The sequence below is a fragment of the Ureibacillus thermosphaericus genome (assembly GCF_012396605.1).
Classification (GTDB): Bacteria; Bacillota; Bacilli; order Bacillales_A; family Planococcaceae; genus Ureibacillus; species Ureibacillus thermosphaericus.
The window spans coordinates 1-20,401 of record NZ_JAAXPW010000042.1 but is presented as its reverse complement, the minus strand read 5'-3'; the positions used below and the strand labels follow the sequence as shown (position 1 = coordinate 20,401).

16 protein-coding genes, 1 tRNA gene, 1 other RNA gene and 1 pseudogene are annotated in these 20,401 nt (G+C 36.2%); 4 read left to right on the top strand and 15 right to left on the bottom strand.

Features of this window, described 5'->3' with window-relative positions; translation table 11 throughout:
• Window positions 1-344: 344 nt before the first annotated feature.
• The 14 genes from HF990_RS13340 to ffs form a co-directional block, all read right to left on the bottom strand.
• Window positions 345-614, bottom strand: a complete 270-nt coding sequence (locus HF990_RS13340) for a pro-sigmaK processing inhibitor BofA family protein (RefSeq protein WP_016839557.1) — start codon at window positions 612-614, stop codon at window positions 345-347.
• 112 nt (window positions 615-726) lie between these two features.
• Complete coding sequence (locus HF990_RS13335; protein ID WP_016839560.1) at window positions 727-957, bottom strand: YaaL family protein; 231 nt, start codon at window positions 955-957, stop codon at window positions 727-729.
• Window positions 947-1,543 (bottom strand): recombination mediator RecR, encoded by a 597-nt coding sequence (gene recR / locus HF990_RS13330; protein WP_016839562.1) that lies wholly within the window; start codon window positions 1,541-1,543, stop codon window positions 947-949. The genes HF990_RS13335 and recR overlap by 11 nt, the downstream gene beginning before the upstream one ends.
• 13 nt (window positions 1,544-1,556) lie before the next feature.
• Complete coding sequence (locus tag HF990_RS13325) at window positions 1,557-1,871, bottom strand: YbaB/EbfC family nucleoid-associated protein (protein ID WP_016839564.1); 315 nt, start codon at window positions 1,869-1,871, stop codon at window positions 1,557-1,559.
• Window positions 1,872-1,920: 49 nt separating this feature from the next.
• The gene (gene dnaX, locus HF990_RS13320) at window positions 1,921-3,681 is read right to left on the bottom strand and encodes a DNA polymerase III subunit gamma/tau (protein ID WP_016839565.1); all 1,761 of its coding nucleotides are present in this window, start codon (window positions 3,679-3,681) and stop codon (window positions 1,921-1,923) included.
• A gap of 145 nt (window positions 3,682-3,826) precedes the next feature.
• Window positions 3,827-6,421, bottom strand: coding sequence for a VWA domain-containing protein (locus HF990_RS13315; protein ID WP_168412780.1), 2,595 nt, complete (start codon window positions 6,419-6,421; stop codon window positions 3,827-3,829).
• Complete coding sequence (locus tag HF990_RS13310; protein WP_016839567.1) at window positions 6,405-8,147, bottom strand: vWA domain-containing protein; 1,743 nt, start codon at window positions 8,145-8,147, stop codon at window positions 6,405-6,407. The genes HF990_RS13315 and HF990_RS13310 overlap by 17 nt, the downstream gene beginning before the upstream one ends.
• A gap of 11 nt (window positions 8,148-8,158) precedes the next feature.
• The gene (locus HF990_RS13305) at window positions 8,159-9,025 is read right to left on the bottom strand and encodes a DUF58 domain-containing protein (RefSeq protein ID WP_016839568.1); all 867 of its coding nucleotides are present in this window, start codon (window positions 9,023-9,025) and stop codon (window positions 8,159-8,161) included.
• Window positions 9,022-9,987, bottom strand: a complete 966-nt coding sequence (locus HF990_RS13300; protein WP_050988865.1) for an AAA family ATPase — start codon at window positions 9,985-9,987, stop codon at window positions 9,022-9,024. The genes HF990_RS13305 and HF990_RS13300 overlap by 4 nt, the downstream gene beginning before the upstream one ends.
• A gap of 38 nt (window positions 9,988-10,025) precedes the next feature.
• Window positions 10,026-11,450 carry a hypothetical protein gene (locus HF990_RS13295; protein ID WP_168412779.1) on the bottom strand — a complete coding sequence of 475 codons (1,425 nt, stop codon included), beginning with the start codon at window positions 11,448-11,450 and terminating at the stop codon, window positions 10,026-10,028.
• Window positions 11,451-11,461: 11 nt separating this feature from the next.
• Window positions 11,462-12,325, bottom strand: a complete 864-nt coding sequence (locus HF990_RS13290; RefSeq protein ID WP_096549947.1) for an ABC transporter permease — start codon at window positions 12,323-12,325, stop codon at window positions 11,462-11,464.
• Complete coding sequence (locus tag HF990_RS13285; RefSeq protein ID WP_168412778.1) at window positions 12,322-13,257, bottom strand: ABC transporter ATP-binding protein; 936 nt, start codon at window positions 13,255-13,257, stop codon at window positions 12,322-12,324. Before HF990_RS13285 ends, HF990_RS13290 begins: the two co-directional genes overlap by 4 nt.
• Window positions 13,254-15,623: a hypothetical protein gene (locus HF990_RS13280; protein WP_168412777.1), complete on the bottom strand. Its 2,370-nt coding sequence runs from the start codon at window positions 15,621-15,623 to the stop codon at window positions 13,254-13,256. The genes HF990_RS13285 and HF990_RS13280 overlap by 4 nt, the downstream gene beginning before the upstream one ends.
• 262 nt (window positions 15,624-15,885) lie before the next feature.
• Window positions 15,886-16,151: signal recognition particle sRNA large type (gene ffs / locus HF990_RS13275), an RNA gene on the bottom strand.
• A gap of 165 nt (window positions 16,152-16,316) precedes the next feature.
• Between ffs and HF990_RS13270 the strand changes: the two genes are divergently transcribed.
• From HF990_RS13270 to gltP, 4 genes are all read left to right on the top strand, one after another.
• A tRNA-Ser gene (locus HF990_RS13270) sits at window positions 16,317-16,409 on the top strand.
• A 132-nt stretch (window positions 16,410-16,541) separates the two neighbouring features.
• Window positions 16,542-17,801, top strand: coding sequence for an ATP-binding protein (locus HF990_RS13265; RefSeq protein WP_168412776.1), 1,260 nt, complete (start codon window positions 16,542-16,544; stop codon window positions 17,799-17,801).
• The gene (locus HF990_RS13260) at window positions 17,801-18,679 is read left to right on the top strand and encodes a response regulator (protein ID WP_168412775.1); all 879 of its coding nucleotides are present in this window, start codon (window positions 17,801-17,803) and stop codon (window positions 18,677-18,679) included. Before HF990_RS13265 ends, HF990_RS13260 begins: the two co-directional genes overlap by 1 nt.
• 88 nt (window positions 18,680-18,767) lie before the next feature.
• Window positions 18,768-20,039 carry a glutamate/aspartate:proton symporter GltP gene (gene gltP, locus HF990_RS13255; RefSeq protein WP_168412774.1) on the top strand — a complete coding sequence of 424 codons (1,272 nt, stop codon included), beginning with the start codon at window positions 18,768-18,770 and terminating at the stop codon, window positions 20,037-20,039.
• 232 nt (window positions 20,040-20,271) lie between these two features.
• Here gltP and HF990_RS15420 read toward each other — a convergent pair.
• A pseudogene (locus HF990_RS15420) lies at window positions 20,272-20,401 on the bottom strand (group II intron reverse transcriptase/maturase); the annotation flags it as partial.

The window sequence follows — 20,401 nt, the reverse complement described above, 5'->3', positions numbered from 1 at the left end:
TCAAACTCTCCATAAAAGAAAATTTGATTTGCTCAAAATTTAATGTCCGAATCTAGTTTGTCAACGAGGGTTAACAACTAGATAATTTATTGCATTAACGTTTTGTTGTTCAGTTTTCAAGGTTCATCTAGTGTTAATTTAGTGACGCTAAAATATTATATCATGTTTAATTAATATTTCAAGCTTTTTTTACACATTTTTAACTCTCGATAGAGAACTCTTACATTATATCTAAATCATCTTTTGTTTGTCAATATTTTTTTAATTCCCTTGTTTATTTTGTAACTCAAAGGGAAATTCATTATATCAACATAATTAAAACAATGCAAGAGATTTTAATTAATTTATTGTAAAAGAGTTAAAACTGCTATGCATAGAACTCCTGGAAATCCTAATATAGTGATTGTTAAAGCGGAAAAGAAGTTAACTGGAACGATAATATCAAATCCATCAACCGTTATATGTGCTATATACAAAAAGGCGAAAGAACAAGCTAGGCGGAACCAAAAAATTGCGAGCTTTTCAATGATTATTCCATAGCCAATTCTTTTACCAATAGTAAGAAGTATCATGAGTAGCACGCATATAGCACCTAAAATTAAATATGTACCCATCCAATCTCCTCCTGAGTTTAAGTACATTGGAAACATATGCTATAACGGCTACTCTTAGTATTTATTTTTTTATAAATCAGGAAATTGTTTTATACGATGGTCCTACTTTTATTTAACGCAACATGATTTTTCGGATTCGTGCTTCTTTAAAAAGATAAAAGTGAATGCTTTCAGCAATTTTACTTTGAGCAATGACATCTAAATTATAATCTTCGGTTAACTCTTCAAGAAGTTTTGCATTATTCCAATCATCTTTCGTTTCTTGCATTAATCGCGCTAACTGCTCATCAAATTCTTTTTTTAACTTTCCTTTTCTACTAAATAAACCCACTTTATATTTCACGCCGTCCTTCCAAAGCTTTAGATAACGTTACCTCATCAGCATACTCCAGATCGCCACCTACTGGTAATCCATGGGCTATACGGGTTGTTCGAATTCCGGATGGTTTTACTAGACGTGAAATATACATTGCCGTTGCTTCTCCTTCAATCGTTGGATTGGTTGCTAAAATAAGTTCTTTTACTCTTTCATCTTTTAATCGGTTGATTAAAGAAGCTACATTTATGTCTTCTGGTCCAACTCCATCCATCGGTGAGATAGCGCCATGCAATACATGATACAAGCCATGGTAGTCCTTCATTTTCTCCATAGCTATCACATCTTTAGGGTCTTGTACGACACAAATTGTTGAGACATCCCTTGATTGATCAGTACAAATTTGGCACGGATCCACATCTGTAATATGTCCACATACAGAACAGTATGTTAAGTCTCTCTTCGCATCAACTAATGCCTTTGCAAAGGACAAGACTGCATCTTCCTTCATTGTTAAAACGAAAAATGCCAGTCGAGCCGCAGTTTTCGGACCGATGCCTGGCAATTTCATAAAGCTATCAATGAGCTTTGATATTGGTTCAGGATAATACATTTAATTTTTCCTCCTAGAACGGAAGGTTTAAGCCTTGTGTAAATTTGCCCATTGTTGCCGCAGTTGCTTCATCCACTTTGTTCAATGCATCATTTGTTGCAACGGTAATTAAATCTTGCAGCATTTCTACATCTTCAGGGTCCACTACAGAAGGATCTATGTTGACTTCAAGCACTTTGCGTTCACCGCTAACTATTACTTTTACCATGCCACCGCCAGCTGTTCCTTCAAATTGTCTTGCATTTAATTCTTCTTGTGCTTGAAGCATTTCCTTTTGCATTTTTTGCATTTTTTTCATCATACTTTGCATATTACCCATTCCACGCATAAATACGTCCTCCTTCATTGACATTCATTAATAATTATGCTGAAAATCATCAATCTTCTACTACTTCAATAAAATCTTTCCCAAACATTTTTTCCGCTTCTTTCACAATTGGGTCTTCCGATTCGATCTCTTTTGCATCGTCAATATATGGCGCCTCAGGAGCGCTTTCCTGAACCTTACCTGCATTTTGATCTTTTTTTAGATTTAAACCGTTCTCCCGAATAAAGTTTTCACGCAAAACGGTCCATTGACTTTCTGGTATACATAAAATTTCGTACATGATACCCATTTGTTGGAAAAGTATTTGAGAAAATGTAGAAGTGAGGTCTTTGTTTTCAGCAACCATTTGACAATGTATATCATACTTGAATTTTATCACAAATGCACTAGAAGAAGCTGCAACTGGTTCTGCTTCCGCAAATAGAGCTGATTGTGATTTTTGCAGTTGGTTGAGTGCAGGTAACCAAGCATTTTTAATTTGAATAATGTCTTTTTTAGTAGCTTCTTTTAATACTTCTTTTATTCTACCCGTCGGCGCTTTGTATGCATTCGTTATTTTTGTTCTTTGGCGATTCTCATCTTTAACTGGTGCATCCGTTGCAGACATCGCCACTCCATTTTCAATTTGCTCTTTCAATTGAAAAATTATTTTCTCTAATTGTATGACTTTATTATTCAATACAGAATCCGCTTGTGGCATTTCTCCCGCTTTCAACACACCTACATTCGAAAATTGAGTCATTTTCAATAAAGCCGTTTCCAAATAAACTTTCGTGTGATGAGAAAATCTCATATCTTGCTGTGTTTTAGATAGGATATCGATATATCCGTAAAGCGCATCGGCTGAAAACTCGCGGGACAACTCGATAAATTTTTCCTCTGGCGTCACTAGCTCTAACAGTTCCTCTAAATCCTCGCTTGTTTGAAGCAACAATAAATCTCGGAAGAAGGTAATTAAGTCTTCCGATAAACGAAGAGGATCTTTTCCTTCTGCAATTAACTCTTCCAATAAAGATAGGACATGTGCAATGTCTTTTTCTTTTAAAGCAACAACCATATCATAGAATACATCTTGACTTATGGATCCGCTTACCAACAAAGCATTTTCTAAAGTCAACTTTTCCCCGCTAAAGGATACGACTTGATCTAATAAACTTAGTGCATCCCTCATCCCACCACTAGCTGCTTGGGCAATGACTTTTAACGCCTGTTCCTCAAAAGGTAAATTGATATCCTCTAACACTAATTTCATTCGTTCCACAATATCGTTGGAAGAGAGGCGTTTAAAATCAAACCGTTGACAGCGAGAAATAATTGTAGCTGGTAATTTATGAGGCTCGGTTGTTGCTAAAATAAATACCGCATGAGATGGAGGTTCTTCTAACGTTTTGAGTAAAGCATTAAAAGCACTCGTAGAAAGCATATGCACTTCGTCGATTATATACACTTTATAGCGAGCACTTACGGGAGCAAACCTTACTTTCTCAATAATGTCGCGAATTTCTTCAACGCGGGAATTGGAAGCGGCATCGAATTCAATGACATCCGGATGCGAGCCTTCTGTTATACTTCGGCAAGTTGGACATTCATTACAAGGTTCATTTGTTGGTGCTTTTTCGCAATTTAATGCTTTAGCAAAAATTTTAGCAGTACTTGTCTTACCTGTACCTCGTGGACCAGAAAACAAATACGCATGCGTTGTTTTATTTGCTAGGAGAGCATTTTGAAGTGTTCTTTTTACGTGGGTTTGACCAGACATTTCGCGGAAACTTTGTGGTCTGTAAACACGATAAAATGCTTGGTACGTCAACGATTTCCTCTCCTTCTACCTTCGTCATTCTTGTAGCTACATTATAGCACAACTCATTACATTACTTCTTCTTTTCTGTAGAGCATAATAAATGATTGAAAAAAGATGGCGCCACCTACTACGACACCATCCTATCCTTTTATTATTATTTTTTCCTTAACTCTTTTAATATTTCAGCTACACTCGTTTCTTCCTCTGTTACCTTTTGTGCTGTCACAATATTTTTCGATTTGCCCATTTGCTTGAAAAAGGCCCAACCAAATCTCCTTATCGTTATGTCGACAAAGAAAAGCAATAAACTGACGAGCAATATAATGGTAGCAATGCTTTGACGTGTTGCTCCTTGTTCGTTGAATTTTCGAAATACTTCTTGAGGATCCTCTACGATTTTGCCACCAGTTTTATCTGCTACTTCTTCTAATAATTTCTCATTTAGTGGTTGCAATCTATATTCCGAACTATACGGCACCGTTAATCCCGTTTGATATACATTGTCATCCTTTGAAATTCTAAAAAATACAAGCCCCGGTTTTGCATCCGCAACCGCTCGCACTTTACTTGCAGAAATCGGTTCTAAATGAACCTCCAATTCATTTCCATATTCATCTACAACTGCTACATCTAAAAATGCAGCTTGATTCGTTGGGTCGGTAATTAAGAATGAGCCTTCTCCATCCATTCGAATATCATAAGCAATTTCGTTATAAGTCGGCAGCAAGCGAGAAATTGCTGTATTCCAAAAGTCAACCCATCGATCCCAACGTCCCCAATCACCTGTCCAAGCACCTGTTGAATCGGAAGTAAATGCAATCGTCCTTCCTAATCCATATTGCCATTCTGCAAGCACCGGATCTTCTTTTTCACTTTCTGCTATCACATTAGCTGTAGTTTTCGCTGTCGTACCTATATAAGCATTCATTTGAGGAACGCCCTTTTCAAACAACTGGTTCCAACCTTCTGAGTGATAAATGACCGGATAAAACGGATCATCTACAATATATGTCCGAGAAATCATCGCTGTCTCACGAGATAAAATCGAAGGAATCGTCGTTTCATCCTCCACGTCATAAAATCTTCCTCCAGCTAATTCACTTAAGCTTTCTAAAAGTTGACGATCCGCATCATGCCCAATGGCAACAGTTGATAATGTAATATGTTTTTTCTTCCCACTTTCAATTAGTTCTTCGTAGTTACCTGATGTAGCTGACTGTCCATCTGTTAATAAAATAATATGTTTTCTTTGTAATGGTAAATCAAACAGATTATTATAGGCTAAAGAAAGAGAAGGATAAATTTCCGTACCTCCTTCAGCCGGAATCGATAAGATGGTATTAGTCACTTCATCTTTATTTTCTAATGGTTTAGTTTCAATGATTTCCCATGGATGCGAGTCGAAAGCAATTAATCCAAAAGTGTCTCCCTCTCGAAGCAACTCCACGGAACGCACCGCTGCTTCCTTTGCTAATTCCATTTTTAGCCCAATCATACTGCCAGAACGGTCAAGTACAATGACAAGCCCTAAAGATGGAAGTTGTTGTTTACCCTTTACTTCCATTTCTACTGGTAACAACTTTTCAATTGGTGTTTTAAAATATCCGCCAATGCCAAAGCTGTTTTCACCACCAACCATCATAAAGCCAACGCCAAAGTTTTTTACCGCCTGCTCGATGACACCCATTTTCGCTTCTCCTACAAGATGGCCAGGAACATTGTCAAAAATAATGGCATCATACTTCAACATATATGATAGCGAGCTCGGCAATTCTTCAGCTGACACTTCTTCAAATTGGATGGAAGAAGGATTTAACATATCAGCAATTGGAGAGCCTTCTTCTCTATCACTAACAATGAGTAATCGTGGGGTACTTTGAACCATTGTTATACTTGTCAACTTATTATTTTCTAAGATTGCATCTTCATCGGTTTGAATGTATGCTTCATATTTGACTAAACCTTCTTTATTGCCTTTATGTCGATAAGTAAAAACATTTTTCCCTTCTTCTAGCTGAATTGTTTCCCGGAAAATAAGTTGATCATTTTCATATAACAGCAATTCGCCCATTGTATCTGTTGTTGATTCAATTTCAGTCACTAATGTTTGTTCTTCTCCCTGATAAGCCACTTGCGGTGTTGTAAAGCTCTGAATTGAAACATCGTTGCTTATTTTTCTACCTAATGGAACAACATCTACTGAAATTTTTGAACCAGCTATTTTTGTTATGCTCTCTAAAACTTCACCTTTCGTTTGTAAACCATCCGTCATAAGAACAATGCGTGTTGCTTTGTCCTTATCAACGATTCCTGTTGCTAGTTGTAGTGCTTGTTCAATATTTGTCTCACCCACTTCACGTATTTCACTTAAGTTTGGAACATGCTCTAATGTCTTAGATAAGATTGCTTCAGTTTGAAAGTTCGATGCAAAAGAATAAATCCCTACCGAATGGGTTTCTTTCTTTTCTCGTAAACTTTCTTCGATAAACTTTAACGCTTCATCCTCAGTGCCTGCCATTGAAGCAGAGCGGTCGATAAGGAATAATACTTGCTCTTCCTTCACCGGCAATAACAAATAAGGAGATGCAATGGCAAAGACAAGCATAATAATAGTGATAATACGTATGATGAAGACAATTCCATGTTTCCTTTTTAATAATGAACGATGATGTAACCACGTCCAAATCAAATACCCTAAGAGTGGTATGAGCAAAAGCAGGAAAATTGGATGATCAATTCGCAAATCCACGTCTTCTTTGCACCTCCCACTCAACCACAATCAAAAATAAAATAAGTAGCACAATCCATTTCGCAATTGATTGATTCGTTATATCCTCTTGTCCACTTACGACATTTCCTAATTCAAAACTCGTCCCTTCTTCAATTGTCCGCTCTTTCTGTGGTAATTGAACAATAAAAGGTCTCTCCTCATGTTCTGATTGAACAACATATAACCCTGGTTTTGATGGCGCTTGAAAATCTCTTGATTGTTCAAAAGAAGAAATATACACGCCATCTGCATTGTAAATGGACCAGTCACCTGGCAATAACGAAACAGCTCGTTGTTCATTTGGCGTAAATATTCCTAATGAAGTTTTACCTTCCATTAGTTCATTTTGAACACTCCATAAAAACAAAGGAAATGAAGGATAAAGCGGCCAGTCTGTTGACTGAATATCCGCTAAAACGACAATATCTCCTTTAGGAGACCGTTGAATAAATGGTTTGTCTCCAACCTTTGCAATCGTATCAAAGTCATCAAATGGTGGGTAAACCGCACTTACATATACATCTTCTAGCGAACTGAACGCAAACAATTCATCTTGTATTACTTCTATTTTTCCGCTTACTTCACTTTCAATTTCATCATCTCGGCCAATTAATACAATCGGTTCATTACGCTTAAGAAGTTCGGTTTGATTCGTTACTACAATCGCACCCCTTAAGGATTCCAATTGATGTTCAGGAACAGATTTCACATCAAGACCTACCGATTGAAACCCGATTTGCACTAACTTATGCATATCTTGTCCTACCGCAATTTCATAAGGATTACTTCCAACGATGGTCATCATCGAATTATCTGCTTCGTAATCATCCTTTACTTGAATCGTTGCAACAAGCACATCAATATTCGGCAAAGCTTCAAATGTGTTGGCCAATTCTGCTTTTGGTTGTAACGTAATGGTTTTTTCCAATAACTCATCGCCATCTTTATTTGTAATAGAAAGCTGTACCGTTTGATTTTCTTCTGTTTCATTTTTTAATTGTAACAATGCAATCGTTTCACCATTTATGCTTGTTGCTGCCAATCGAGTGATTGCCACATTTTTTAAGTCTCTATCTGCTCCCTTAACAATCCATTTCACATGTTCACTCTCTATAGGCAAATCCGAACGGGATACAGCATCTGTAAATAAATATATTGTTGTTGGCAAATCACCGATAAAAGCATTTGCCATCTCAATTGCTTTCGTTAAATGCTGCTCTTCGTAAGTTACGGCTAATCCGTCGATTGCTTTTTCGATTTGCTGCACATTCGTTTCTTGACGAATAATTGCTTTTGGATCACTACCTGTTGTAATGATTGTTAATGGTCTTCCCCCAATCTCTTTCACGAGTGAACGCATTTCCTCTAGATGTTTTTCAAAGGTCGATTGTTCTTTTCCTGCAAGCATTGTCGCAGACGTATCCACAATCCATATTACTTGTTCTCCGCCAATTTCCTTTGTTTTTAAATAGGGATTCATTAATGCAAGAACAAACAACAGTAGTGCTAACATCTGTAAATAAAATAGCGCATTCCTTTGTAAATGTTTTAAGTAAGGCGATACGCGGGTTTCTTGCATCACTTGTTCCCAAAAAAGTGTGGAAGATACTTCTTGTTCTTTATATTTCTTTCGAAAGAAGTAATATAAAAGGACAATGATTGGAAAAGCAATGGTCCATAAAAAGATTAATTGACTAACCCCCAAAGCGTATCACCTCACTGTACCCACCGATTCATTAATAATTGATGAAAAATCGCGTGCTGAATTCCATTTTCAACGACTAATTGAATTGTTTGAATGCCGAAGCGACTGCATATCTTATGGAAAGCTGCTTCGTGTTGAGCGCGTTCTTTTTTATACTGTTCTAGCACTTTATTCGACATAGAAACGTTTAATTCTTCATTACTTTCTGCATCAATTAACCGAACATCCCCTGTATAGGTTGGATTTAATTCTTCTTCCGTCACAATTTGAATACAACGAACGTCCCCTGCAAAACGAGGAAGTTTACGGAAAAAATGTTCCCATTCCGTTATCGGTTCTAGACTATCCGTTATAACAAATAATACCGTACTATCTTTTGGTAAAGCCTTTAATCCATTCTTTGCAAAACTCTCTTTAAAAGTAGCTTCCTTCATTTGCGACACTATTTGCAAATAGACTTTTCGATAAGTTGCTCCTTTTCTTCTAAAAAAAGTGTCTGCCTCTAAAGTAGAAAAGGAGAGTCGATCATCTCTGTTTAATACCATGATTCCTAAAGCAGCAACAAGCTGTCTTGCAAATAGCCACTTTTTCTCGTCACCCATTGAACGAGAGGAATCCAGCAATATATGCACTCTCATTTCCTGCTCATCTAAAAAACGCTTAATAAAATATTTTTCCGTCCTTGCGAATACATTCCAGTCTACTTGACGCACATCATCTCCTAACGCATATTCTCTATAATCTGAGAAATCTAAGGAAGAACCAAAGCGTTGAGAGCGATGCGAACCTTTATGATGCCCTCTTAATTTGGAAGATGTGGCAACCGATAAGCGTCCTATTTTGGTAATCAATTCATCTGATAAAATGAAATGATTCATGCGGAGACACCTTGTTGAATGTGATGTAGTATTTCTTCTATTAAATCGTCCGTTGTTTTTCCAGTTGCCTCTCCTTCATAATTTAAAAGAAGTCGATGACGCAAAGCCGGTTTAGCCACAGCTTTTATATCTGCAAGAGCTACATGAAATCTCCCGTTAAATACCGCTCTCGCTTTTGCTAGCTTAATGATACTTTGTAATCCCCTCGGTCCACTTCCATACATGATGTATTGTTTTACAAAAGGTAAAGCATCCTCCCCTTTTGGATGGGTTGCCATGACTAAATCAGCTGCATATTCTAACATTTCATCAGCTACTAATACTTCCTTTACCATTTGTTGGGCAATAATTAAACGTTCTGTATTCATCACTTTTTGTAATTGAATATCTTGTGAACCTGTCGTCCGTTTCATTATTTCCATTAACTCGTCTTTACGAGGATATGGTACTAATATCTTGCATAAAAAGCGGTCCATTTGTGCCTCTGGTAGAGGATATGTTCCTTCCATTTCAATTGGATTTTGTGTCGCTAATACAAAAAACGGTTTTGCCATAGGCTTCGTATCTCCTAAAATTGTCACCGTCTTTTCACCCATTGCTTCTAATAATGCACTTTGCGTTTTGGGTGTTGCTCGGTTAATTTCATCAGCCAACACCATTTGGTTAAAAATCGGTCCTGGTTGAAAAACAAATTGTTGTGAGCCTCTTTCAGTTCGTTGAATGATATTTGTCCCTGTAATATCAGCAGGCATTAAATCTGGCGTAAATTGGATGCGGGAGAAGGATAAATCTAAAACACTTGAAATCGTGCGAATAAGCATCGTTTTCCCCATCCCAGGCAACCCTTCTAATAATGCATGACCATCTGCCAATATAGAATAAAGAGTGTATTCGATCGCCTCATCCTGACCAACAATAAATTTACCAATTTCCTTTCTTACTCGCTGCAGCTGTTCTGCCATTTCCGAATATTGCTCTTCACTAAACACACTAATTCCCCCTACTCTTCAGACTGAATCGATGAAAAGTATGATTCCACTACATTTTGTAGATCTTTCGGTAGTTGCAAACGTTCGGTACTTTGTAAATACTTTTCTTCATATTCTCCGATGACTTCTTCATATGGTCGAACACTTCCCTTTGTCACGGGAACTGGTCCTTTTTGTTCAATTGCTGGATCTCCTTCACCTATCGGACCACTGTCTACAGTTGGTTCATTGCTTTCTCCAAGCCGCCCACTAGGCACTGATAGAAGATTGCGACCTCCCTTTCCTTTTCCTGCACCGCTACCTCCCATAGATCCATTTCCTTGACCTTGGCCAAGACCTGTTGATCCATTGCTTCCCTGACCTTGATTACTCCCGGAACCAGATCCAGTATGTCCTTGGCCTTGACTACTGCCAGAACCATTACTTCCTTGACCAGTCTGATTATTATTTTGTTGCTGATTGGCTTTGCTGTTATTATTCCCCATTGAGGAATTGCCATTTTGGTTATTCATGTTTTGAGAGTTGTTTCCAATGTTAGAATCGTTCGTTTGAGAATCCATCGCTTTAGCTATCGTGTTTTGCAAATCAAAGCTAATAGGCTTTCCAATTTTACTTAAGGCATTTTGAGTGTTCGAAGCATTTTTTGCAAGTAAACTTTGCATTTCCGCTAAATCTTTCAGTTTTTGCAATTCTTCTTCCGATAATTCCGAAGTTTCACCCTTTTCTCCTAACTTCTTATCCTGCAATTTTTGTTGTTGCAGTTTTAGTTCTTTTTGTTTCTTTACTACCTCTCGAAGCGCTTGTTCAGAAGTCTCTACCTCTTTCAATTTTTCAAGGAGCTCTTTCATTTCCCTTTTTACTTCTTCAGATTGAGCTTTTTTCTCTAATTTCGCTATTTCCTTTTCCATTTCCTGAATGACTTCTCGTTCTTTTTCAACAACCTGCGCTTCCTGTTGCGTTTTGGAAGGAAAAATGACTAAAGTAGCCATAATAATGATAGCACCCAAAATTCCAAGCAATACTTTTGGTCGCCAATAGTTTTTTGGTCGCTTTTTAAAACGGTCATAAGCTCCTTCCAATTCGTTAATAGCTTTGTTCATAATTGAATCTGCTAATGGATGCTCCTCATTGTTAAATGAAAGAGCTGTTACTAATTCGTTATAAGGATAAAAAGAATCTAATTCCCGTATCGCTTCCTTCAAACGAATGCGCTTAAAGTATATATAAACAACCGTCACAATAAGTGTTGCACACGCCACAAACAAAGCAACTTCGTCATAATAGGCGAAAACAAAGAAGCGAAAAACGAAGAGGATCGCCAGGCTAAGTATTAATGAAAAGAAAATTCCGTATTGTAACATAGGCAGCATTTTTTCAATGTTTAAGCTTCTTTTTGCTTTCTTCACGTATTTTAATAATCCGCTTTGACGATCCATCTTTCTCACTCCTAACGATTTGTTTTCATATTTGCTCGCAATTTTCGAATGGCAATGGTTAAACAAACAATGGTGATAAATACATAAAAGATTAAATAAACAATCCAATTTGGAAAACTAATTCCAACTGTATCTATTAAAGCTGTTTTCGTATCAGGGATAAGCAAAGTAAGAATAAGTACGCCTGGGTTAATACTTGCCCAAAAATACGATATTGGTAAGAATGTCGTTAAACCTTGAGTATTTTGTTGTTGCGACATCATCATTTGTTCTAAAGAAAAACCTACAAAGAAGAAGAAAGCAGTAATACCTCCTAAAAATATCATCGCTCCGTAAGTTGCAATCATCGAAATAATCGTTCTTTTTGTAATCGTTGAGAACATGATGCCAATACTACCGATCGCAATTAATGTAACTAAATAAAAGAAAAACATTGTAAAAAATTGTCCTGGTGACACTCCTCCAAATAAAAACACAATGCTATAAAGCGGCAGCCCAGCTATTAACATTAAAATAAGAAATGCTACAGAGGATAATAGCTTTCCAATAATTATTTGCGAAGAGGATTGGGTTGTCGTCAGTAAAATATTTAAAGTTTGTTTCTCCCGCTCTGTGCTAATTGCCCCAGCAGTAAGCCCTGGTGTAATAAACATAACAAGGGCCATTTGCAATACAGAAAGTACAGAAAACATCGTAAAACTATTGCTAGGTACGAAAAATCCAGAGGTAGAAAATTGCGTAAATATTAGTAAGAAGCCTGAAACAAATATGATTAATACCGCTAAATAAAACATTAAGCCTGAAAAGCTTTTAAAGGCGCGGAAACGCAATTTTAATTCTTTCATCAATACAGGATTGGATAATAGTCCTTTCATTTTGAATCCGCTCCCTTCGTAATCGCCATATAAACATCTTCCAAATCTTTTTCATCTTCCATGAAAGAATAAACCGGAAGTCCCGCAACAATTGCTCTTTGCAATAATTTCATTTGTTCTTCCTTCGTCCCTTTATAAATAAACGTTATTGCTTCATTTCCTTCTAGCACTTCAATTGATGAAACAAATGGATCTTCCTCTAAAAACTTCACCGTTTTTTCAATTTCATGTAAAACTTTTATCGTAATATTCTTATCTCCCTGTAATTTGGACTGTATGGAATCAACATTTCCATGGGCAATTAATTTCCCTCGATCAATAACACCAATTTCATCACACATTTCCGCAAGTTCAGGAAGTATATGGGATGAAATTAAAATCGTTTTCCCCATCTGTTTTAACTGCTTAATGATTTCTCGCATTTCTACCCTTGCTCGCGGATCTAAACCAGATGCTGGTTCATCTAAAATTAACACTTTCGGATCATGGATGAGCGAACGAGCTAAACATAGGCGCTGCTTCATTCCCCGGGATAACAAATCTACATATTCATAACGTTTATCCGTTAAATTGACGAGCTCTAACAATTGTGGAATCAGCACTTTCCTTTGTTTTTCTGAAAGTCCATAACACGCACCATAAAAATCTAAATATTCATCTGTTTTTAATTGGTCATAAACTCCAAAAAAGTCTGGCATATAGCCAATTAATTTCCGCACTTCTTTTGGCTCTTTTACAACGCTTTTCCCATTAATAAAAGCATCGCCTGATGATGGGGAGAGGAGGGTGGCGAGAATAGAAAAAGTTGTAGATTTACCAGCCCCGTTTGCACCAACAAAACCAAAAACTACACCTTCTCCAACAGTCATAGTCAACTGGTCAAGGGCTGTAAAAGTACCAAATTTTTTTGTGAGATTTTGAATTTCAATCATTTATTAGCCACCCCCTGAATCTCTACAGTCGGTAATTTAATTGGCGACATTTCAATATTGTTTTTAACCTGTAATAACATCTTTATTTCATGATACTCTGAAATATATTGTTCGAGATTTTCCTGTAATAACATTTCTTTCTCTTGAATTTCTTCAAAACGATTTGTCTTATAATTCCAAAGGGAAATTGTTAGGTTTTTATTTTCGTGATTCGATATTTTTATTTTTGTCAATTGCAATTTTCCATCAAATAATTCTTCTGGAATGACAGCTATATATTCATACTCACCAGGGTCTAATTGCCATTCATTATTTTGTTCATTATACATTTCCATATATCCAGCATTGACAGGATATATATTTGTTTCCATCATGCTATCATTCACTGTAAATTCCCCTTCAAGATCCATATTTGGTTCAAATGTTTGAAGAATAACAGCGATAGGGTTTACTTCTGCCCTACCATCTAATTGAATACCGACGATCGCTTCTTCTGCCCAACCAATAACTACCGGCTGATTTTCATCCATTAAATTTAAAGCCTGATATTTCAGTTGCATGATTCTTTTTGGAATCAATTCTTCTGCCGTTTTTGGCGTTCCTAAATAATTACCATAAACAATTGGTTTTAAAAGAATTGAGCTGTTTAAGGATTCAGAAACCTTTACTGTCTCATTCGGTTTAATATCTCCTAATAGAATCTCTCGTGTACCAGACCAAATAGCAACATCCTTCACAGCAAATGGGAAATTATTTTTTACCGTTCCCTCAATTTTTGAATCTTTCACAGTTAAATCGATATCAAAGTTCCCTGCATTTGGTATGTTAGTTTCACCAATAATTGATTGCACAGACCAATAATTCAAATTTCGTAAGTGAATGGTCGTTCCATTCCCATGATGTTTAACATAGGATTTTTCATGTAAGATACCGAAAGTATTCATTCCATAGTTTCTTTTCGCAAAGGCAGACGTATTTTCATCTACAGTAAATACAAAATCTCCGCCTCGATTCGTTAAAATAGACTCTACATAATAGCCTGATAAGTTTTTGCCATTCACTTTATAAAAGGCTGACTGATTGATTTGAGCTTGCATAATGCGATCTTTTGCTCCAACAATGAACATTGACAATGTTAATACAATTGATAGAACAGGGATAAGCCACCATGCATGTTCCCTTTTGTCGAGCTTTTTTAATACGAGATATAAAATAGGTCCTACAATGAACATGTAAAGTATGATTGTAATAATAATGAGTGGCGTTTTTACTTGGAATGAAGGGAATAACTCATTAGAATTTCCAACCTCATATGGCAACACGTCTAAAAAATTCCCTCTGTTCCATTGATTGCTATTCGATTGAAGCTGCAAAATTTCGTTTATTAACTTTCCATAACCATCCATCGTTGAGAGCGGCTGATCTCCTAACGAAAAAGTCGTTTGAATAATTTTTCCTTTCCCTAAGTCAATGGATGAGGCAAGTATTGTATTTCCATCAGCGAGGATTCTTTTGCTACCTTCTTTTTCAGTTGCACGGAATACTTCAATATCTTCCGTAAAAATGCCGCCTTTAGATAATGTTTCTAATACTTCTTTCGTGACGATAACTTTCTCAGAGGACAAATTTAATGGAAGATATTCACCAAATATCCCCATGGAACGCTCCACTTGTTCAGATGCTCCAACTAGCAGAATTCCACCGTTTTCTACCCACTCATAAATTGCCTGTTGCTTCTCTTCTGATAAATCGGCAATATTCATTTCATCCACAACGAATATATCTGCCATGGCAAATCCTTTGAAATCTATAGGAAAATCATAATTAGGGATTTGATTTAAATGAAAAATTTCAATATTATTTGGAACATATTGACTCAAACGTAATAATGCCGCTAAACGATCACTATTTTCCGTATAAGTAAAAATAAATGAATAATCTCCGTCGTAATAAGATCGAAAACGAATATTTTTATCGCCTGAATAATCAATTAATTTTCCTTTTTCAATACCACCATCATAAAAGGAAAAAAGGCTTTCGTTTTGTGAGCGATAATAATAATCGTCTGATAAACCGTCCAAATAAAGAGTAATTGTTTTTGTTTCACCTTCTGCCAGATCTAGTGCATAAACTTGAGCAGAACCGGCAGAAAAAGTAACTGCGGCATCGATGACTAAATCCCCTGAAAAGGGACTCCCATTATTTGTGATTGTTAATTTTACTGGTAAAGGTGTATACAATTTAATTTTGTTGTCTACACCTACTTCTGCTTTCACTTCCAATTGTGGTGCAGCACGTGTTGTATCAATTTGAACAAAGAAAGTAATAAAGACTACCATCATTAGAATGAATATATTTCTTTGCACCCAGCGACATCTCCTTTTCACATCTTTTGTTGATTAGTACGTTTTTTTTAACATATAGTTCCGAGTAATTGAAAAAAATAACAAATTCTTAAGTTTTTATTAAGAAACTGTTCGCATCTGGTGGAATACAGATCGATTCATTGACATTAAAAAAGGCTGTAGATATCTCATTGTTTAAGATATCTACAGCCTTTCCAAAATTGTTCGATATAATATTTAACTATATAAAATAGCCGACACGGCAAATTTTTCAATTATAAAGCCGTGCACCTTTCCTCGACTGCAGCACATAGGTGCTACTCTTGTCGCCAGCTCGGGTCAGGCTACCCCACGGCACATGGGTGAAACCACTTAATGCTGCTTCCTTCCGGACCTGACATGGTTCATGGCTACCCATTGCGCGGGACCCAACCTTCAACGCTACGTGCAAGAGGCAAACCCTACATGCATACAGCCTCAAAAAGGACTTCAGTCTCGCTAGAGCGGATTGCGAGTTACAGGGCACCGCTACCTCCCCACCTAGCACGGCATAAATTAGTATACCTCATATACAATGATAATTGCAATGTTTTGTTCTGGGTATTCTTCTACTTGTAGCACACTATTCCATAAACATCCTAATTTTGTGATTTTTATATCATTGTTTTTATTGACTTATTGAAAATTCCATGTTATATTATTGCTTGTCCAAATGGAGGAATACCCAAGTCTGGCTGAAGGGATCGGTCTTGAAAACCGACAGGCGGGTCAAACCGCGCGGGGGTTCGAATCCCTCTTCCTCCGCCATACATACATTTGAAATTTCAACCGCTACTGAAATTCAGTAGTGGTTTTTTATTTTATCGAAATACTTCTTTTTTATTTTCCTTCTATTTTAGATTAGAATAAATGGAAGAACTATTTTTTTAAGGAGTTATTATGGAACAAGCAAAATCAATGAACTATCGGTATGATTATTTGTTGATATTCATTGTTGCAATTTTGACAGCTATTGCAAGTGAAGTGAAAGTCATTCCTTTTGAAGGTGCACCTTTCCGAATCGGTTTAGGAACCGTAATATTTTTATTAGCAGTATTGATTCGACCATTACCGCTGATTCATACTGGATGCATAACAGGAATCGTTGTAGTCCTTTTTCGTGCATTATTAGATGAACTATTATTAATAAGTTCATTTTCGGTTTCATTAATTTCTCATATTCCAGCAGGTCTTTTTTATATCTTATTTGCTATAGGTCTAAGCATTATCAAACTTGAAAAAAACAAATCGAAACCTTTCTTATTAGCAAGTTTGGTAACCATCGTTGAATTTGTAAGTAATTACGTTGAACAGCTAACAACCACATTATTTATTACAGACATTTCTGTAACAATCAAAGAAGTTGCATTACTACTTTTAGTTGCCATCATCCGTAGCTTCTTCGTCATCGGTATTTATAGTTCTATCACTGTAAAAGAACAAAAAAGACAAATGCAACAATTATTAAACTTCATCTCAACACTTTACGTAGAAGCATTATATTTAAAAAAATCCATGAACGAAATCGAACATATTACCGCTAATAGTTATAGTTTATATGAACAATTAAAAAAGATAGATCCATTGCTAAGTATTAAAGCGCTTTCAATTGCTCAAGAAATTCACGAAGTCAAAAAAGATGAACAAAGAATTTATGCAGGCTTATCAAAAATATTAAAAATGGAACAATTAGATGCTTATTTCATCTCTGATTTACTTCAATTTGTAAAGGAAGCGAATGAAAAATACAGTGAAATGCTAAATAAAAAAATTCAATTCAAAGTTTCCTATAATCAAGATTTTTATACAAAAGAACATCTTCCTTTACTTGCACTAATGAATAATTTAGTTGCAAATGCTGTAGAAGCAATTGAAGAGGAAGGAACAATCCATATTGCGATAAACACATCTAAGGACTTCATAACTATTACAGTAGAAGATACAGGTATTGGCATTCCAAAAAATTTAATCCCTGTCATATTCGACCCAGGATATACTACAAAATTCAACAGTGAAGGCGTACCTTCGACTGGAATCGGCTTATCTCATGTACAAGCTATCGTTCACAAACTAAATGGATCGATTGATGTAATAAGCAATGAAACGACAACATTTTCAATCAAACTTCCATTAAATATACTGCAAAAAGGAGAATCGTAATGAGGTATTTTATAGTTGATGACGATCGTGCAAGCCGTGCCATGCTCACCCAAATTATTGAAGATAGCCAACTTGGAACAGTGATTGGAGAAGCCTCCAATGGACAAGAAGCGATTACCCAAATATTAGTGATGCAGCCAGATTTCGTTATCATCGATCTATTAATGCCTATATTAGACGGGTTAGCAACGATAGAACAACTTCGGGAAAATCTTTACGATGGAAAGTTTATTATGATTTCTCAAGTCATTAATAAAGAGATGGTCGCTCAAGCTTACGAAAAAGGAATTGAATTTTTTATCCATAAGCCAATTAATAAGGTAGAAGTAGAAATGGTATTAAGAAAAACTGAGGAACAATATCGATTAAAAAGCTCCATTTCCGCAATACGACAATCTCTTTCAAATTTTGAGACACCTAGCATCCATCATTCCAAAAAATCAACACGTGACCATGTTTTAAGCATCTTAAATGATATGGGGATTATTGGAGAGGTAGGTAGTGAAGATATTACAAAAATAATAGAATTATTGATGGCAGATAAACAAAAAAATACACCTCTTCCACCATTAAAAGAGTTGTACGAGCGAGTTGCTGGTCTAACCAAAACCACTCCTGATGAAATCATAAAAGAAAGTAAATCGATTGAACAGCGTATTCGTCGAACGATATTAGCTGCTATGATTAACCTTGCAAATTTAGGTTTAGTAGATTATACAAACTCAGAGTTTGAATATTACGCCCCCCGCTATTTCGAATTTACAGAAATTAGGAAATTAATGAATCAAATTAGAAATAACGAAGAAAGAAAAGTAAAAATTAATATAAAAAAATTCATCCAAGTGTTATTTGCAGATATTGTAAATAAAGCAAATTAAAAAAATTTTTATCGGATTTTGTCGGATTTTGTATGAAACTTTTTAATATTATTTTGGTTATTTTTTTATTTAAACAGGGGGGAATATTTTGAAAAAGAAATTCAAAATCAGTTTAGCAGCACAGATTTTAATTGCGTTAGTATTGGGGATAGTTGTAGGGGCTGTATTTTATGGAAATCCAGCTGTCGAAACATATTTGAAACCGCTTGGGACAATCTTTTTAAACTTAATTAAAATGATTGTTGTACCAATTATCATTTCAACGCTAATTGTTGGGGTAGCTGGTACAGGCGATTTAAAACAACTTGGTCGCCTTGGTGGTAAGACATTAATATATTTTGAGATTATCACAACGATTGCCATCATCCTTGGTTTACTCATTACAAACGTATTTAAACCTGGTGAAGGTATTGATATGAATCAGTTGGAACAAACGGATATCTCATCCTATGTTGAAACAACTGAACAAGTTGAACATGATGGTGGTTTCATTGAAACGATTGTTGGCATTGTACCAACAAACGTCGTGAAAGCTATGGCAGAAGCCGATATGTTATCCGTTATCTTCTTCTCCGTATTATTCGGTTTAGGAGTTGCAGCGATAGGTGAACGTGGGAAACCAGTCCTTGACCTTGCGCATGGTGTTGCAGATGCCATGTTCTGGGTAACAAACTTAGTAATGAAATTTGCTCCATTTGGGGTATTTGGTTTAATGGCTGTAACCGTTTCAAAATTTGGATTAGAATCATTGATTCCGCTTGGTAAATTAGTCATTACAGTTTACGGTGCGATGATTTTCTTCGTAATCGTTGTATTAGGAATTACAGCGAAAATTGTCAATGTGAACATTTTCCAAGTGATTAAAATTTTAAAGGACGAGCTTATTTTAGCGTACTCCACATCAAGTTCTGAAACGGTATTACCGCGTATCATGCAAAAAATGGAGAAGTTTGGATGTCCAAGAGATATTACATCCTTTGTTATCCCTACAGGTTATTCATTCAACTTAGATGGTTCAACTTTATACCAAGCAATTGCCGCTATTTTCATCGCTCAGTTATACGGCATTGACTTAACAATTGCTCAACAGGTTACATTAGTGCTTGTACTAATGGTTACTTCTAAAGGTATTGCAGGGGTACCTGGTGTATCATTCGTTGTATTACTCGCAACTTTAGGTTCTGTAGGTATTCCATTAGAAGGTTTAGCATTTATCGCTGGTATCGACCGTATTCTTGACATGGCTCGTACTGCTGTAAACGTAATTGGTAACTCTTTAGCAGCGATCGTTATGTCGAAATGGGAAGGTCGATTTGATGAAAATAAAAAGGAAGAATATCTTACAGAGTTAGCGAAATAAATTTTCGATTTGATTAATCGAGTAGGAGGGAGCGATTAACTCCCGTCCTCTCACACCACCGTACGTACGGTTCCGTATACGGCGGTTCAATTAAGATCATTGACGCAAGTTTTCATAACGAGCTTCAAGACTTTTCAGCCCTTGGTTTCTCCAATAGGAGTTACCAAGGGTTCTGTGTAATATTGGACTATTTGAAATACGCCAATACCTCTTCCGAGTACTTCCCCATTCATACGCTTGCCATTGTGCGAAGTCCTGCTCGTTTACTTTTCACGTAAATGTTACAGTCATCCGCATATCGAACGAATTTGTGTCCTCTTCTTTCCAATTCTTTATCTAGTTCATCTAGTACAATGTTAGAT

Coding starts and splice junctions, on each gene's coding strand:
- HF990_RS13340 (WP_016839557.1), bottom strand. CDS start 614: ATGGGTACATATTTAATTTTAGGTGCTATATGCGTGCTACTCATGATA.
- recR (WP_016839562.1), bottom strand. CDS start 1,543: ATGTATTATCCTGAACCAATATCAAAGCTCATTGATAGCTTTATGAAA.
- HF990_RS13325 (WP_016839564.1), bottom strand. CDS start 1,871: ATGCGTGGAATGGGTAATATGCAAAGTATGATGAAAAAAATGCAAAAA.
- HF990_RS13305 (WP_016839568.1), bottom strand. CDS start 9,025: ATGAATCATTTCATTTTATCAGATGAATTGATTACCAAAATAGGACGC.
- HF990_RS13300 (WP_050988865.1), bottom strand. CDS start 9,987: ATGGCAGAACAGCTGCAGCGAGTAAGAAAGGAAATTGGTAAATTTATT.
- HF990_RS13295 (WP_168412779.1), bottom strand. CDS start 11,450: ATGGATCGTCAAAGCGGATTATTAAAATACGTGAAGAAAGCAAAAAGA.
- HF990_RS13290 (WP_096549947.1), bottom strand. CDS start 12,325: ATGAAAGGACTATTATCCAATCCTGTATTGATGAAAGAATTAAAATTG.
- HF990_RS13285 (WP_168412778.1), bottom strand. CDS start 13,257: ATGATTGAAATTCAAAATCTCACAAAAAAATTTGGTACTTTTACAGCC.
- HF990_RS13265 (WP_168412776.1), top strand. CDS start 16,542: ATGGAACAAGCAAAATCAATGAACTATCGGTATGATTATTTGTTGATA.
- HF990_RS13260 (WP_168412775.1), top strand. CDS start 17,801: ATGAGGTATTTTATAGTTGATGACGATCGTGCAAGCCGTGCCATGCTC.